Here is a 16,003-nt window from a genome sequence, read left to right as displayed (position 1 = left end):
GCTTTCAAACCTACGTTGATTGTAAGTAGTAATATAGATATAATATAAATTATTTTTTTCAAAATAATATTTTTTAAAATGTATTTAGTTATAAATTTAACTATAAATAAGTTACTGTAAAATAGCTTCCATCATTCTTAACAAATTTTTGAAAAAAGAGAATCTCTTCTTGGGTAAATTTTTCAATAACTTTATATTTTAAAGATTTAACCCGAATACCAAGCGCATACATTTTTAAATCAACTTTTGATTCAATTATTTTTTCATTTCCTTTTAATACAATATATCTATCGTACATTTTAATTTTACTTTTAGAACCTAACGCTTTTAATAAACCAGATTCAAGTTCTAATTCAAGTTCTATATTTTTTAAATTATCTAAATCATATAATTTTTTAAAATCTGAGGATTTAGCAATTACCATAGTTTTTTGATTAGACTTTGATTTTGTAAATGGTAGAATCATTAACATTAGACTAGATTGTTTAGGCTTACATTTATAAACTATTGTAAATTCCTCAATTAATTTTTCTCTATTATCAAATGTTTTTGTGTGTATTTTAATTAGATATAAATCATTACTTTTTGTTATTTTTCCTACTTCAAAAGATTGCTTATCTATTAATTCATTATTTTTATCAAAATTTTTACGCTCTATTAAACGACCTTCAAATTGAATCATAAACATAGTATTTTGCGCAAAAATGATTTGTGACACTAAGACACCAATTAGGAGCATTATTTTCTTCATCATATAACTTTTACATTTTCATTTTTTTAGCATCATCCATTCCCATATTCATATTTCCTTTCTCATCAGTATGAGATTTCATTAAAACTCGTTCAGCAATAATGATCAAAACTATTCCGATAGTAGCTATAATAAGTACAAAAGGATCATTTAAAAATTTTATATAAATAAATGCTGCTAAAACAACAATATCTAGAATTATGGCTATTAACGGAATTATTGGATTAAATTTCACTTCTCCTTTTAAGTATTTAAAAAGTCCCCAATGAATAGCAATATCCATTATTAGATAAAAAATAGCTCCTATGGAAGCAATTCGAGTTAGGTCAAATAAAATGGTAAGTAGTATTGCTAATGAAACTGTAAAAATTAGTGCAGGGTTTTTAAAATTACCCATTTTATTCAAACTAGGAACTTGTTTCATAGCACTTAACATTCCCAACATTCTTGAAGCAGAATATACACTAGCAATAACTCCAGAAACGGTTGCTATAATAGCAAGAACAATAGTTAATGTTGCTCCTAAATCTCCAAAAACTGGTTTTGCAGCAGCAGCCAGCGCATAATCTTTTGCTGAAATAATTTCTTCAATACTTAAAGCTCCAGCAACCGATAATGCTAAGGTAACATATACAACGGTACATATAAGAATTGAAATAATTATGGAACGTCCCACATTTTTATGCGGGTTAATTATATCTCCTCCTTGATTTGTAATTGTTGTAAAACCTTTATAGGCAAGAATTGATAAGGCCAAAGCAGCAATAAAAGCAAACTCATTAGAAAACGATTGATTACTTGAAGTCATAAAATTGCCTGTTATGTTAGGCAAACCTGAAATGACCAACCCAGAAATTGCAAGAATAGCAATACCTACAACTTTAATAATTGCTGTAAAAGTTGCAGTTGCTTCAATAATTTTATTTCCTGAAATGTTAATAATATAGGCTACTGCAATAAGAATTACTCCTAAAGTAGCTCCATATCCTGAGTATTCTTCAGGAAAGAGGCGCAAAGTATAAGCTCCAAAAGTTCCTGCTACCAAACTTTCAGAAATTACCATAGAAGTATACATTAACAATGAAAATGTTCCGGTTGCTGTTCCGGGTCCGTATGATTTAGTCAAAAATTTAGCGACTCCTCCTGATGATGGATATGCACTGGAGAATTTCACATACGAATAAGAACTAAATCCAACCACAATTGCACCTGCAATAAATGCTACTGGAAATAAGTCACCAACTAATTCTGCTATCTGCCCCATTAAAACAAAAATTCCAGCACCAATCATTACGCCAGTTCCTAATGAAATAGAACCTAGCAAGGATAGTTTTTGTTTTTCTTTTTTGTGATTTTCCATGATGTTGGTTTGAATTTTTCTTAACTCGTTTCCTTATGATAATTTCTAATTATAATTCTATTACTTTTTTCATAACTGAAATAACTTATTGCCCAATTAAAACCAACTACTATTTTATTTCTAAAGCCACTTATAGACATTAAATGTACGAACGACCAAAGTAACCAAGCAAAATATCCTGTAAATTTTAATTTACCTAAATCTGCAACTGCTCTTCGTTTACCAACGGTTGCTAGGGAGCCCTTATCTTTATAATGAAATGGAGTTAGTGGTTTGTTATTAATTGAGTTAATAATGTTTTTTGCAGTAATTTTACCTTGTTGAATGGCAGGTTGAGCTACTTGAGGATGTCCTTTTGGTGTTTTGTTTGTTATTACAGCTGCAATATCTCCCATTGCAAAAACATTTTCAATTCCTTCTACTTGTAAATATTGGTTTGTTTTTAATCTATTTCCGCCAACTATATGTTTCTCGTCAATTCCTTTTGGTAACTCTCCTTTTACACCTGCTGTCCAAATAAGATTTTTGGCTACTAATTCTTTTCCACTTTTTGTTTTTACAATTTCTCCATCATAATCGGTAACAATTTCATTTAGTAAAACTTCAACATTTAATTCTTTTAAATATTTTAAGGTTTTTGCGGAAGCTTTTTCAGACATAGTTGGAATAAGTTTATCTGAACCTTCCACCAAGTATATTTTCATTATAGATGAAGGATATTCAGGATAATCTTTGGGTAGAATATATTTACAAAACTCTGCCAAAGCACCTGCCATTTCAACACCAGCAGGACCTCCACCAACTATTGCAAAATTGGTAAGAGCATCGCGTTCTTTAGTATTGCAAGTGATGGTTGCTTGCTCTAAATTTTGAAGCATTAAATGGCGAATATTTAAAGAGTCGCGAATACTTTTCATTCCAAGACTATTATTTTCCACGTTTTTCATTCCAAAGAAATTAGTGGTAGTACCCGTTGCTACAACCAAAAAATCATAGGTTAAATATCCTTTATTAGTTTGTGTTTTTTTTAAATTGGTATCAATTTCTTGAACTTCAGCTAGCCGAAAACTTACATTTTTATATCCTTTAAACTGTTTTCTAAAAGGAAATGCAATACTATCTGGCTCTAATCCGCTTGTGGCAACTTGGTATAATAAGGGTTGAAATTGGTGGTAATTGTTTTTATCAATCAATACCACCTGAACAGGTTTGTTTTTTAATCCTTCAACTAAAGACAAACCAGCAAAACCACCACCAATAATGACTACCCTTGGTAAATTAGGGTTTGGTAAGCAAATTGCGCTTGCCTCATAATTAGTAATAGTACTTGTACAGATTGCATTATTGGTTAACATAATACTTGTTTATAAAATTAATTTATAAATTACTAGAGGAATTCTACATTAGGTTTGCTAAATCTAAAAGTGTTATTACATATAAGATTAGTGTTATTTAATCTATGGATAAATTTTTAGATTCAAAGTAAAGTACATTCTTCACAAGAACCGTAATATAATTTACATAACATCTTTACTCAGTTCAATTTTGCTAATTCCTTTTATTTCGGTTATAATTTTCTTTGAGAGGATTGTTTTAGTAACTGTTACATTTTTATGTAGATTGATATTTGTGGGTACACAATGATATACCCACAAATTCAACAAACAAAACCAATAAAAATGATTTTTACAAATCTTCTTTACTATCTCTTTTTTAAAACTACCATAGTTGAGTGTTTTACTTTCTATATAGTTACTAACAATATTTTTTGATTAATTAGGTTGTTGATTTTTAAGTAAACCTTTTGATTTTGTAAATGTATGCTGTAAAAGAAAACACGAAAACAGTTATAGAACTTAGTGTTAATTTAAATACTTTTATAAATGTGTTTTTTAATTTATAGTAGTATTTTTAGTGTCTGAAAAGAAGAAGAAGATAATTTATACAATAAATCTCGGAATCAAATTCTCCTTTTCAGAACTTTAAAATGTTTTAATGTTTGTGTTTCATATTGTGATCCATTTTCTTTTTTTTCATATTTTTCATCATTTCAGGGTTCTTCATCATTGCACTCATTTTTGCTAACATTTCAGGGTTCTTCATCATCATACTCATCATTTTATTTTTCATTTCAGGATTAGCATTCATCATTTTCATCATTCCTTCTTTAGATCCCATATGTTTCATTCCATCGTCTTTCTTCATTGTTTTCATCATTTCTTCCTCCTTCATCATCATCATATGCATTTTGTTACGCATTGTTTCATCTTCCATCATTGCGCTCATCATTTTATCCTTCATATCTGGATTTTGTTGCATTGCTTTAGACATGCTTTGTTGTTGCATATCTGTTTTTTTCATAGTATCCATATTTTGACTATTTCCGTTTAAACTTAGTAGTCCTACAATTGTTAAAATAAATGCTATTTTTTTCATGATTATTTGTTTTAAATTATTATTATTTTGTTTTAATTTATTATTACTTAGTAAAGGTATTCTTAAACCTTCTTTTATTTATATAGTATTATGGTTGATATCTATAAAATTTTATCTAAAGACTTTCTATTCCAGTCAGATAATTTTTTGTAAGCACTCATGCTCATGCCTGTAATTTGTTTAAATTGGTTTGATAAATAATTAACACTACTATACCCTAAATCATAAGAAATTTGTGTGAAATTTAATTGACCAGTTTGAATTAATTCTTTGGTTTTTTCAATTTTTAGCAATATGAAATATTTTTCAATAGTGATTTCTAACCTATTTGAAAATAATTTACTCAAATAGGTATAATCTTTTTGTAATTTATTAGCTAATATGGCTGACAAATTGGTAGTCATTTCAACAGGAAGATTACTTACAATTTCTACTAAGACGGTTTTAATAGCTTCAATAGTTTTAGTGTCATCATCAATAATTAACTCAAAATTATGTTTTATTAATGCATCTTCAATACTTTGTAACGTGATTTTGTGTTTAGGATATTTAATAATTGCTTTTCCTAATTTTAATTCAATAACAGATGCTCCTAAATTTTCTAATTCGGATTTTACAGTACTTATGCAGCGGTCACATACCATGCCCTTAATATGTAATTCTATGAGTTTTAATGTTTTCAAAATAGAAAGTTTTTAATTATTTTTCGTCTCTAATTCGTGTTTTACTTTCAACATTATTTACATATATCAATCCATCTCCTTTGTCTCCTGTTCTTGCATGTGTTTCACCTACTTTTTGCATCATCATTTTACCCTTCACCATTCCTTTTTTGTGGTTCATGTTCATTTTACTATGGTCAAGTTTTTGTTGACTGAAAGATGTTATAGATAAACTGATAGTAAATGCAATTACTAAAGCTGTTTTTAAATTTAATTTTTTCATGCTTATTTATATTTTTAATTTCTGTATTCTTTTGTCACCTCTCCACATGTTGGCATTTCGTCTCCGTAGAATGGATTTTTAATGGTTTTATCATAACTTAACCAGTACACATCTTTCATAGAACAGTATTCTAAGTAAAGTGGTTTATTAGAATTTTGAAAGCCAAATTTTTCAATTGCTTTTCCTAGTTCTGGCCCTAATTTTGCGAAATTAATTCTTTGATTTTCAATGTTTTTAGCGTTTATAATAGCTGTTACCTTCATATTCAAGACTTTTAAACCTTTCATCCACTCATTATGAGCATCACCTAAAAGCAGCAACATATCTACGTTGTTTAAGGATTTCTTAACTTTTTCTGCTTTCATTTTTGCTTCTGCAAAATCACCGTTAAAAAGAATATCTTTTAAATTAATGTATGCATCAATAACTTCTCCTAGCTGACTTTTAAATTTTGGATCAATTTTAGATTTGTCAATCATCACCATTTTCTTCATTTCGGCATCACTCATCTCTGTTTTGGTATCTTTATCCTTATTATCTCCACCCATATCCATTCCTGCCATACCTCCAGTATTTCCTTTTGCACCTGTAGGGTTCATCATACTTTTTTGACCAATTAATTGAGCAGAGGCATCAATTCTAAACACACCATTAGTTGCAACAACTTCACCTTCTTTTAATCCTTTTTCTACAATGTAGAAATTGCCCATGTCTTGCCCTAAAATAATTTCTCTATACACAAATGAAATCGTTTTATCGTGTGGTACTTTAACATAAACCACCGCCCTTTTACCAGTCCATAGTACAGCTGATTTCGGAATTATTATGGCATTTTTAATATTGGTTAATTTGGCTTTAATAATACCATTAGCATACATTTCTGGTAATAATTTATTGCCAGGGTTTTTAAGCTCAACACGTACTTTAGCAACTCTAGTTCTTGAAGAAACAAAAGGATCTATATAGGTAACTTTCCCTTTGAAGTTTTTCCCAGAAATTGCATTGATTGTAAAATCTACAGTATTGCCAACTTGTATCCACGGTATATCTGCTTCATACGCTTCAAATAGTATCCAAACGCTATTTAAATCTGCAATATCAAATAAAGAACTTCCTTCAGTAATATAATTTCCAAGTTCAACATTACGTTTCATAACATAGCCAGAATAATCAGATAAAATATCTATTTGTTCTTGAACTTTACCTGATTTTTCAATAGCATTAATTTGGCTATCAGATAATTTCCATAATTTTAATTTATTACGTGATGCAGTATAAAGTTGCGGATAAATATCTCGAGATCTAATGGCTTCAAACAGTTCTTTTTGAGCTGAAATTAAATCTGGAGAATAAATTCGTACAATTTTTTGTCCTTTATATACTTTTTCTCCAGTAAAATTTACATACAAACGTTCTATTCTACCAGGAATATGAGATACTTGTGAAAATAATCGTCTTTCATCAGGTTTTACTCTCCCCAATAATCGAATTTCTTTGGTTGCAGTTGCTTTTTCAACAATTGAAGTTTGAATATTTGCTAATTCAATGGCTTCGGCTGTTAAAACAATTTCATTATCTTCAATTTTTTCATCAGAAGTACTACTAGTATCTAATGGAATTAATTCCATACCACAAATTGGGCAATTACCGGGTTTCTCCATTCTTATTTGTGGATGCATAGAGCAAGTCCATAATTTAGTTACTGGATCTTGTACATAGTCATGTTCCACTTCATTGTGTGGCGTTGTTGTAGTATCATTTCCAGAAAACACGTTTCCTAAAATAATTCCGATAATTAAAATACCGGCTCCTATTATATAATTTTTATATTTTTTCATACTGTTAATTTTATTTTCCAATTAAATATTGCATAAATGCTATAGCAGCATTTTTGTCTATTAAGGCTTGTTGATACGCCAATTCATATTTTAATAATTGACGTTCGATTCTTAAAACTTCTTCAAAATTTGTTGAATTTGTTGAATAAGAAGTAATTAATACATCTAACACTTTTTTTGCTATTTGTGATTGTTTATTGTTTAAAGCTATACGTCTGTTTCCATCACTGAAATTTTTATAAGAAGATGAAAAAACAGTACTTAATACATTCTGTTTATCTTCTTTTTTAAAGGTTTCAGCTTCCTGTAAAAATTTAGCTTCTTTAATTAGAGCTTTGTACTTTTTACGAAAAATAGGTATCTTAATTCCTATTGAAGGGAATAAGAAAGCATCTTTACCATTATCAACAGCTGTTGAAGAAGGATTTTTTTCAACCACCGTATAATTTAACCCAATGTTAAATTTAGGCAACCCTTCTTTTTTAGCAACAACTTCCTGATTTATAAAAGCGTTTAATCTATGATTAATACTTTTTAATTGGTGGTTGTTTGCATAAATTTTATCTAATATATTTAATTTGTTAAATGGTAATTCATCTTGCCATAAAGTATCTGGTATTTCAATGCTGTTTGAAACTTCTCTAGCTAATAAATTATTAAAATTAGTTTGAATAGTATTTTTTGTATCCACAAACAATGCTAACTGATTTTCTAAATCATTTAATTCTAATTCAACACGTAATTCATCAACAATGGATGCCTTACCAGATTCTATTTTAACTAAAGATAGCCGTTTAAAAACCTGAAGAATTTCCATGTTTTTCTTTGTAATTTCAATAGCTTTTTCAATAAAATAATAATTATAGAAAGCTGTTTTTACTTCAAAGAAAAGATTTGATTTGGTATTTTCAAATTTCTCAAATTTCGCATTTGCCATTTCAGTTGCTACGTTCTCTTTTGCCTCTAACAAGCCAAACCAAGGAAAACTTTGTGCTAAGTTAAATTTCCATTTTTGAGGGCCAACACGTGTTTCTACAGGCTCAACAAAATAACCAAAAGCAACTTGAGGATCGGGTAAAGTACCTACTTGAGGTACTTTTTCCATAGCAGCCATATATTCACTGAATGTTGCTTTTAATTCAGGATTATTCTCGGCTGCTATTTTCAGATAATTTTCTAGAGTTGTCTGACTAAAAGTATTTACACTTAACAGTAACAACCAACCAAAGAAAATTATTTTATATATTTTTATGTTCATTTTTTTTAATTTAAGCTTGTGATTTTTTCAATTGTCTCTTTAATTTATGTTCTTTCCACATACTGTACAGTACAGGTACAACAAACATCGTCATTACTTGCAGTAACATACCTCCAAATGATGGAATTGCCATAGGTATTACCACATCAGCTCCTTTACCTGTAGCTGTAAGCACAGGTATTAGTGCAATAATTGCAACAGCAGCAGTCATCATTGCTGGACGTACTCTTTTAGTACCAGCATGTAAAATAGAAGTTCGAATACCTTTAATTGTAGTAGGTTTTTCTTTATCAAATACTTGTGTTAAATAAGTTCCCATAATTACACCATCATCGGTGGCAATACCAAATAAGGCGATAAATCCTACCCAAACGGCGACACTCAAATTAATAGTGTGGAGCTGGAATAAATCTCGCATATGGACTCCCGCAAAACTAAAGTTCAAAAACCATTCTTGACTGTATAGCCAAATCATAATAAAACCACCTGAAAAGGCTACAAAAATTCCTGAAAACACCATTAACGATGGCAATATATTTTTAAATTGGAAATATAAAATCAATAAAATTACAATTAATGATATTGGAACAACTAACATTAGTCGTTTAGATGCTCTAATTTGATTTTCATAATTTCCTGTAAAACGATAGGTAACACCATCAGCTAATTTAAATTCTCCGGTATCAATTTTATCTTTTATTAATTTTTGGGCAGCTTTAACAACATTTGTTTCTGCATTTCCTTCTTTCATATCAAAAATTACATACCCTGTTAAAAAGGTATCTTCACTTTTAATAACTTGAGGCCCACGAACATATTCAATAGATGCTAGTTCGCCTAATTCTACTTGAACACCAGTAGGTGTAGGAATTAAAATTTTCTTTATATCATCAGGGTTATCTCTAAACTCACGTGCATAGCGTACTCGAACAGGAAAACGTTCTCTTCCTTCAACAGTGGTAGTTAATTGTTTTCCACCTACAGCCACTGATAATTGCATTTGCATGTCTTTTATGGTTAATCCATAGCGAGACATTGCTTGTCTATTTAACTTAATTTCTAAATAGGGTTTTCCAACAACTCTATCAGCAAATACTGTAGAAGGATTTATACTTGGAACCTCTTTTAATAAGTTCTCTAATTCAAAACCTACCTTTTCAATGGCCTCTAATGTTGGACCAAATACTTTAATTCCCATAGGAGCTCGCATACCTGTAGCTAACATTATTAAACGTGTTTGAATAGGCTGTAATTTTGGAGCAGAAGTTAATCCAGGAAATTTAGAATGTTTTACTATTTCTTTCCATATATCATCGGCTTTTTTTATTTTTTGACGCCATTGTCTAAAATATTCACCATCTTCATTTTCAATTAATTCATCTTTAGTAATTTTTCTGAATTCATCCTTCCCGTATTTATAGGTAGAATCGTCTTTTAAAACGAAAGCTTCATTCTCATTCACTTTAAAACGAATCCTTCTTCCATCTGCATCTAAAATATATTCAGGAATATAGTTTATCGTGTTTTCAAACATAGATGTAGGAGCGGGATCTAAAGCCGAATTTACGCGTCCCCATTTACCAACGGAAGTAGCTATTTCAGGGATAGAATTCATATGCTTGTTAATAGTTGCTATTACCTCCATATTTTCTGTAATACCAGAGTGAGGCATAGTTGTTGGCATTAGTAAAAAAGAACCTTCATCTAAAGCAGGCATAAATTCTTCACCTACACCGGGGAACGTTTTTTCTATACTGTTCCAAGCGCTAGTATTTTTTACAAAATTTGGCATAAAACCAAAGATTGTACCAAAACCTAACCAGATTGTAGCTCCAAAGAATACAAAAAAGATAGGAATTGAAAGGAATTTCCATTTATTTTCTAAACACCATTTTAAAACTACATCGTAAAAATGCACAATGGTCATTAACAATCCTAAAACTACACCAACAATTAAAATTACAAAAATAAAGTTTACAAATGTTGAATTAGAAGCTCCTAAAGGCATCCATTCAATAGTTAAAAAGTAAATTACAACCAAAACGGTAATTGCAATATTTATGTAATTGGCAATTTTCTCAGAATAAGGTAATTTTATTTTGTTTTTTAAGAAGGTGCGTTTTGGCACTTGCGTTAGTAAGTTATTTAAACCAAAAGCAATTAATGCTATAGCAATTATACTTCCATAAGCTATTAAAAATACAATTCCAAAACCTATTAACAAAGAATTGAATATGCGACTCGTTCTTTTTTTATCTAGTTTTATAGAGAACAGTACATGTGCTATGGCTGGAATAAACATAATCCCAATAAATAAAGATGAAACTAAAGCAAATGTTTTTGTCCAAGCCAAAGGTCTAAATAGTTTTCCTTCAGATGCTTGCATTGCAAAAACAGGTAAAAAACTTACAATTGTGGTTGCCAAGGCAGTCATAATTGCTGAAGCAACCTCAACAGTGGCTACATAAATTACTTGCACTAATTTTTTACCACTTATATTTTCGTTTTCTGGCATTTCTAAATGCCTAATAATATTTTCAGTAAATACAATTCCCACATCAACCATGACCCCAATGGCAATGGCAATACCAGAAAGTGCCACAATATTGGCATCAACATTAAAAAATTTCATTAAAATAAAGGTCATTAAAACTCCAACTGGTAGTAATGTTGAAATTAAAACAGAAGCACGTAGGTTTAATACGAGCACAAGTACCACTAAAATACTTATCAAAATCTCGTGAGAAAGTGAAGATTCTAAAGTTCCTAATGTTTCTTGAATTAAACCAGATCGATCGTAAAATGGTACAATAGTAATTTTTGAAACAGTTCCATCCGCTAATATTTTTGATGGTAACCCTGGTGCAACTTCAGCAATTTTAGCTTTTAAATTATGAATTACTTCTTGTGGATTTGCACCGTAACGAGCTACAACAACACCTCCAACGGCTTCAACACCACTTTTATCCAATCCACCTCTTCTAGTGGCAGGACCAAATTGTATTTTTGCAACATCTTTTAAACGAATAGGAACATTGTCTCTAACAGTAACTACACTTTCTTCTAAATCTGAAAGGCTTTTAATATACCCTAATCCACGGACAAGGTATTCAACTTTGTTAAATTCCAAAGTACGTGCTCCAATATCTAGATTGCTGTTTTTTACGGCATTCATTATCATCTTTACATCCACATTATTGGCTTTCATTGCATTGGGGTCAATTTCAATCTGGTACTCTTTTAAAAACCCACCAATAGAAGCAACTTCTGAAACACCACTTGTAGCAGTTAAATAATAACGAACATAAAAATCTTGGATTGTTCTAAGTTCTTGTGGATCCCAACCACCTGTTGGTTTTCCTGTTTTTGGATTTCTACCTTCTAAAGTGTACCAATACACTTGTCCTAATGCAGTTGCATCTGGACCTAAAGCTGGTTTTACTTCGTTTGGTACGGTTCCTGGGGGTAAGGAATTTAATTTTTCTAATATTCGTGTTCTACTCCAGTAAAAATCTACATTATCCTTAAAAATGATATAAATACTAGATAAACCAAAAATAGAATTACTTCTAATGGTTTTTACACCTGGAATACCTAATAAGGCTGTAGTTAAAGGATAGGTAATTTGATCTTCAATATCTTGTGGTGATTGCCCCATCCATTCTGTAAAAACAATTTGTTGGTTTTCACCAATATCTGGTATTGCATCTACAGGAACAGGATTTCGTTCTATTAATGATGTTTCCCAATTAAAAGGGGCTGTTACAATACCACCTATAATAAAGGTAGCGAGTAACATAAATGTTATTAACTTGTTTTCAAGAAAATAGCGAATTATTTTATTTAACATATTACATTTAAATTTTAATTATTATAATAGTATTGTAAACTTTTTAAATAGATGTAAAAAGTACAAAAAAACTTAAACAAAGAAGATTATAGACTACTTTTTAGAAGCTACAATTATCTTTTACTTTGTTTAACAACAATTAAAATTTAAAATCAGATAAGGAAAGTTTGATAAAGTATATGAATATCTTTATCAATTAATGGAGGACTATAATTTTTAAAAGGAATAATATTATTCTCTAATCCTTCAAATAAATTAATATATGAATAAATAAATGAAGCTACAAATACTTGTTGCTCAAGATTAAGGTTTAATAAATCAGATTTTAACTCATTTTGACCCTCAATTTGTTTAATAATATCTTTACAACAGTCTTCAGCAACAACAATACAATCTTTTGATGCTGCAGTCATTTCAGTATCCATTTCACAAGATTCTGCTTTAGAAAATAGAGATGCATTCATTAAAGTGTTTCCACAATAATGCTCACTAATAGTGAATGACATTGTAGAAAAAAGGACTACAAAAGTCATTAGAATTGCCGCTATTTTTACAAAAAATTGTTTCATTAGGTTTCGCAAAGATATAATTTATTATTCAGATACTATTAAATGAATGTTAAAATGAAAATTATAAACTATTAATAACTCTTTTAAGTTTTTGTTGTACTTCGTTTGCAATTTCTCCCAAATTATTATTTTCAACAGCTCCCATGGAAGCAATAGGGTCTACAGCAGAAACAATAATATCTCCATTGTTTACTTCTTCAATAATTACATTACAAGGTAGCATAAGACCTATTTTATCCTCAGCTAATAGTGCTTTATGTGCAAAATGAGGATTGCAGGCTCCTAATATTTCATAAGGTCTAAAATCAACATCTAATTTTTTCTTTAAAGTTTTTTTGATATCAATATTGGTTAATATACCAAAACCTTCTTTTTTTAATGCTGTTGTAACTTTTTCTTTTGCAGTCTCAAATGTTACGTTTTTGAGAGTTGTACTAAAATAATAATTCATAATATTTATATTTTATGATACAAAGATATACTATCATTTTGTATCGAATTTTATATTTTTTTGATTTTTTTTTATAAAATTAAGAAATGTATTAACTTTATAAGTTGTTACATTTATCGCAAATACCTTTCACAATTAAATTGACTTCATCAGCTAAAAATCCAGTTGGTAAATTAATATGAGGAATCTTATGATCTGTTAAACACACTGTTTCATTACATTTATTACAATGAAAATGTACATGTAAATCGGTTTCTATTTCACAATGGCAGTTTTCTTCACACAATGCATATTTGGTAACTCCTGATCCATCATCAATTTTATGAACAATTTCACTTTTTGCAAAGGTTTTTAGAGTACGGAAAAGTGTCGTTCTGTCTGATTTATCAAAATGATTTTCTACATTGGTTAAACTTACAGCAATTTTGTTGTTTAGGAGAAATTGCAAAACCAACAAGCGCATTGCTGTTGGTTTTACATTATTTTTTTCTAATATTTTTTCTAGCTTATTTGGTTTTATGAATGCTTTCATTTCTATTATTTTTGAGACTTATTAATTTAATCTTCATCCACAAATTCACTTTTTTGCATTTCAGCATTTAAGTAATAAGCTCCTTTTACTACAAACAATGTGTTTTTGGGAATCGTTTTAATAAAAACAACTTCTGTAAACCCTAAATCTGAAATACCTTTATTAACTTGTATTTTTTCAAATTCAAGTTTATCGTTCATTTTTTCTTTTTGAACAAAAACATAATCCAATCCTTTTTCAGTAACAAAAGCTCCGTCTGGCAAAGCACTAACTTGCTTATTTGATGTTGCTATCCTTGCCTCAACAAACATTCCTGTTAATAAACCTTCATGATTTCCTATTATTTTGGCATGTACTTTTACTGCACGTGTATTCATATCAAAAGCTCTACCCAAAGCAAAAATTTCAGCTTCATAAATTTTATCAGGCCTTGTTGTTAAAGCAAATGTGATTTTTTGTCCTATTTTGGCTTTATCTATGTCCTTTTCAAAAACTTTTAAGCCAATATGTAAGTGCTCATTATCAACAATTTCAAACATCTCTTGCTCTGGAGCTACAAATTTTCCAATATTAATAGCTATATTTTGTACGTATCCTTTAATTGGAGAAACTACTGGTATTGATGAGATAATTTGACCATTTTCTAATACTGAAACATTTATCCCAATTAATTGTAATGTTGATTTAGTAGCATTTAATGTAGATTTACCATCTTTATAAGCTGCTTCTGCTTGTTGAAAAGATTTTTTTGAAGTAATACCATCTTTTAACAATTCTTTTTTACGTAAATAGTCTTTTTCTAAAAATGAATAATTACTTTTTGCAGTTAAATATTCACGTTGCATAGTAATAAATTTGGGATTATTTAATCGAGCTATTACTTGTCCTTTTTTTATAAAATCTCCTTCAATTACTGCTACACTTTCTACGCTACCTCCAACAATGGCACTAATACTTGCTTTTCTTTGTGGCGGTAACTCTAATTGTCCATTAACTTTTAGAGTAGCTCCTAAATTTACTTGTTTAGTGGTTCCTAGTTCAATATCCATAACCTCTAATTGTTTTTGTTGCAGTGCTACAATAGTTGTAGTTTCTTCTTTCTCACCACTTTCTTTATTAGTTTCTTCCTTTTGTTGCGTTGTTTTATTTTGACAACTTGTTAAAAAAACAAGAAGTAAAAAAACGCTGCTAATGTTTATTATATGTTTCATCTGATTATTTTTAATATTTATTAAATGTCAATAGACACTTTCTTATTTTAATTATATTTTCCTATTAAATAGTTTATTTTATTTACGGTTTGATTGTACAAATTAAGTTTACTTAAATAATCTGTTTTAATTTGTACTGCCTGCTCTAAAGATGTTATATATGCTACATAACCTACTTCACCTTCTTTATAAGCCTTATTGGCAGATGAAAATAACTTCTCGGCCAATTGTAAACCCTTTGTTTCATAATATAATAACGAAGCTTTGTATTTTTCATAATCTTGTAGATTCGTTTTTAAAACTGAATTCACATCTAACTTGGTTTGCTCATAATTCATTTGAGCAATTTCACTATTCTTTTTAGCTGCCTGCGTTTTTCCTTTTTGTGTCCAAAAGAATACTGGAATTTTTAAACCTACTTGAAATCCTGTAAAATTTTTGACACCTTCTATTTGTTGATTGAAGTATCCAGCAGTTAAATCTGGTAAAAATTTAGATTTTTCAAGTTTATATTGTCTTTTTGAAATGGTAACAAATTGTTCTTTAAGTTTTAAAATTGGATTTTTATTACCTAATTCTTCAACCAAGTCAAAAGGTGTTTTTTGTAGATTATCATCCAAAATAGTTATAGAATTATTACTATTAAGCAACAATTGTAGTTGCTTTCTTAAATTTTCTGTATCTAAATTAGCTTCTAATTTTAATAAACCTACTTCTTCTCGTTTACCTTCTGCAGCTATTTTTTCAATTAAGTTTGTTTCACCAGATTCAAATCTTTTTTGAGCAATAATTGCAAAATTTT

General features: G+C 29.4%; 14 protein-coding genes. All 14 read right to left on the bottom strand.

From position 1 onward, the window contains the following. Positions 1-100: 100 nt before the first annotated feature. Entirely contained in the window at positions 101-682 is a 582-nt protein-coding gene (locus QM495_RS08855; protein ID WP_408671746.1) for a hypothetical protein, read from the bottom strand. A 79-nt stretch (positions 683-761) separates the two neighbouring features. Then, entirely contained in the window at positions 762-2,111 is a 1,350-nt protein-coding gene (locus QM495_RS08850) for an APC family permease (RefSeq protein WP_408671745.1), read from the bottom strand. 20 nt (positions 2,112-2,131) lie between these two features. Then, entirely contained in the window at positions 2,132-3,466 is a 1,335-nt protein-coding gene (locus QM495_RS08845) for an NAD(P)/FAD-dependent oxidoreductase (protein WP_408671744.1), read from the bottom strand. Between the two features lie 637 nt (positions 3,467-4,103). Then, positions 4,104-4,547, bottom strand: coding sequence for a hypothetical protein (locus QM495_RS08840; protein ID WP_408671743.1), 444 nt, complete (start codon positions 4,545-4,547; stop codon positions 4,104-4,106). A gap of 101 nt (positions 4,548-4,648) precedes the next feature. Then, the gene (locus QM495_RS08835) at positions 4,649-5,230 is read right to left on the bottom strand and encodes an AraC family transcriptional regulator (protein WP_408671742.1); all 582 of its coding nucleotides are present in this window, start codon (positions 5,228-5,230) and stop codon (positions 4,649-4,651) included. A gap of 16 nt (positions 5,231-5,246) precedes the next feature. Continuing rightward, entirely contained in the window at positions 5,247-5,492 is a 246-nt protein-coding gene (locus QM495_RS08830) for a hypothetical protein (RefSeq protein ID WP_408671741.1), read from the bottom strand. A 14-nt stretch (positions 5,493-5,506) separates the two neighbouring features. Continuing rightward, positions 5,507-7,330, bottom strand: coding sequence for an efflux RND transporter periplasmic adaptor subunit (locus QM495_RS08825; protein WP_408671740.1), 1,824 nt, complete (start codon positions 7,328-7,330; stop codon positions 5,507-5,509). Between the two features lie 10 nt (positions 7,331-7,340). Beyond that, entirely contained in the window at positions 7,341-8,588 is a 1,248-nt protein-coding gene (locus QM495_RS08820; RefSeq protein ID WP_408671739.1) for a TolC family protein, read from the bottom strand. A gap of 10 nt (positions 8,589-8,598) precedes the next feature. Then, positions 8,599-12,438: an efflux RND transporter permease subunit gene (locus tag QM495_RS08815; protein ID WP_408671738.1), complete on the bottom strand. Its 3,840-nt coding sequence runs from the start codon at positions 12,436-12,438 to the stop codon at positions 8,599-8,601. Positions 12,439-12,590: 152 nt separating this feature from the next. After that, positions 12,591-13,007 carry an HYC_CC_PP family protein gene (locus tag QM495_RS08810; RefSeq protein WP_408671737.1) on the bottom strand — a complete coding sequence of 139 codons (417 nt, stop codon included), beginning with the start codon at positions 13,005-13,007 and terminating at the stop codon, positions 12,591-12,593. Between the two features lie 61 nt (positions 13,008-13,068). After that, complete coding sequence (locus tag QM495_RS08805; RefSeq protein WP_408671736.1) at positions 13,069-13,458, bottom strand: DUF302 domain-containing protein; 390 nt, start codon at positions 13,456-13,458, stop codon at positions 13,069-13,071. A 97-nt stretch (positions 13,459-13,555) separates the two neighbouring features. Then, the gene (locus QM495_RS08800; protein WP_408671735.1) at positions 13,556-13,990 is read right to left on the bottom strand and encodes a Fur family transcriptional regulator; all 435 of its coding nucleotides are present in this window, start codon (positions 13,988-13,990) and stop codon (positions 13,556-13,558) included. A gap of 26 nt (positions 13,991-14,016) precedes the next feature. Continuing rightward, positions 14,017-15,201 (bottom strand): efflux RND transporter periplasmic adaptor subunit, encoded by a 1,185-nt coding sequence (locus QM495_RS08795; protein ID WP_408671734.1) that lies wholly within the window; start codon positions 15,199-15,201, stop codon positions 14,017-14,019. Positions 15,202-15,248: 47 nt separating this feature from the next. Further along, on the bottom strand, positions 15,249-16,003 hold a 755-nt coding region (locus tag QM495_RS08790), incomplete at its 5' end, for a TolC family protein (protein WP_408671733.1).

This window comes from Lutibacter sp. (assembly GCF_046055765.1).
GTDB lineage: Bacteria > Bacteroidota > Bacteroidia > Flavobacteriales > Flavobacteriaceae > Lutibacter.
Note: the sequence above shows the minus strand (reverse complement) of the source record. Positions and strands in the feature narration are given on the sequence as shown.

Bases quoted from the DNA above. Each gene is read 5' to 3' on its own strand.
- QM495_RS08855 (WP_408671746.1), bottom strand. From the start codon at position 682: ATGATTCAATTTGAAGGTCGTTTAATAGAGCGTAAAAATTTTGATAAA.
- QM495_RS08850 (WP_408671745.1), bottom strand. From the start codon at position 2,111: ATGGAAAATCACAAAAAAGAAAAACAAAAACTATCCTTGCTAGGTTCT.
- QM495_RS08845 (WP_408671744.1), bottom strand. From the start codon at position 3,466: ATGTTAACCAATAATGCAATCTGTACAAGTACTATTACTAATTATGAG.
- QM495_RS08840 (WP_408671743.1), bottom strand. From the start codon at position 4,547: ATGAAAAAAATAGCATTTATTTTAACAATTGTAGGACTACTAAGTTTA.
- QM495_RS08830 (WP_408671741.1), bottom strand. From the start codon at position 5,492: ATGAAAAAATTAAATTTAAAAACAGCTTTAGTAATTGCATTTACTATC.
- QM495_RS08825 (WP_408671740.1), bottom strand. From the start codon at position 7,330: ATGAAAAAATATAAAAATTATATAATAGGAGCCGGTATTTTAATTATC.
- QM495_RS08820 (WP_408671739.1), bottom strand. From the start codon at position 8,588: ATGAACATAAAAATATATAAAATAATTTTCTTTGGTTGGTTGTTACTG.
- QM495_RS08815 (WP_408671738.1), bottom strand. From the start codon at position 12,438: ATGTTAAATAAAATAATTCGCTATTTTCTTGAAAACAAGTTAATAACA.
- QM495_RS08810 (WP_408671737.1), bottom strand. From the start codon at position 13,007: ATGAAACAATTTTTTGTAAAAATAGCGGCAATTCTAATGACTTTTGTA.
- QM495_RS08805 (WP_408671736.1), bottom strand. From the start codon at position 13,458: ATGAATTATTATTTTAGTACAACTCTCAAAAACGTAACATTTGAGACT.
- QM495_RS08800 (WP_408671735.1), bottom strand. From the start codon at position 13,990: ATGAAAGCATTCATAAAACCAAATAAGCTAGAAAAAATATTAGAAAAA.
- QM495_RS08795 (WP_408671734.1), bottom strand. From the start codon at position 15,201: ATGAAACATATAATAAACATTAGCAGCGTTTTTTTACTTCTTGTTTTT.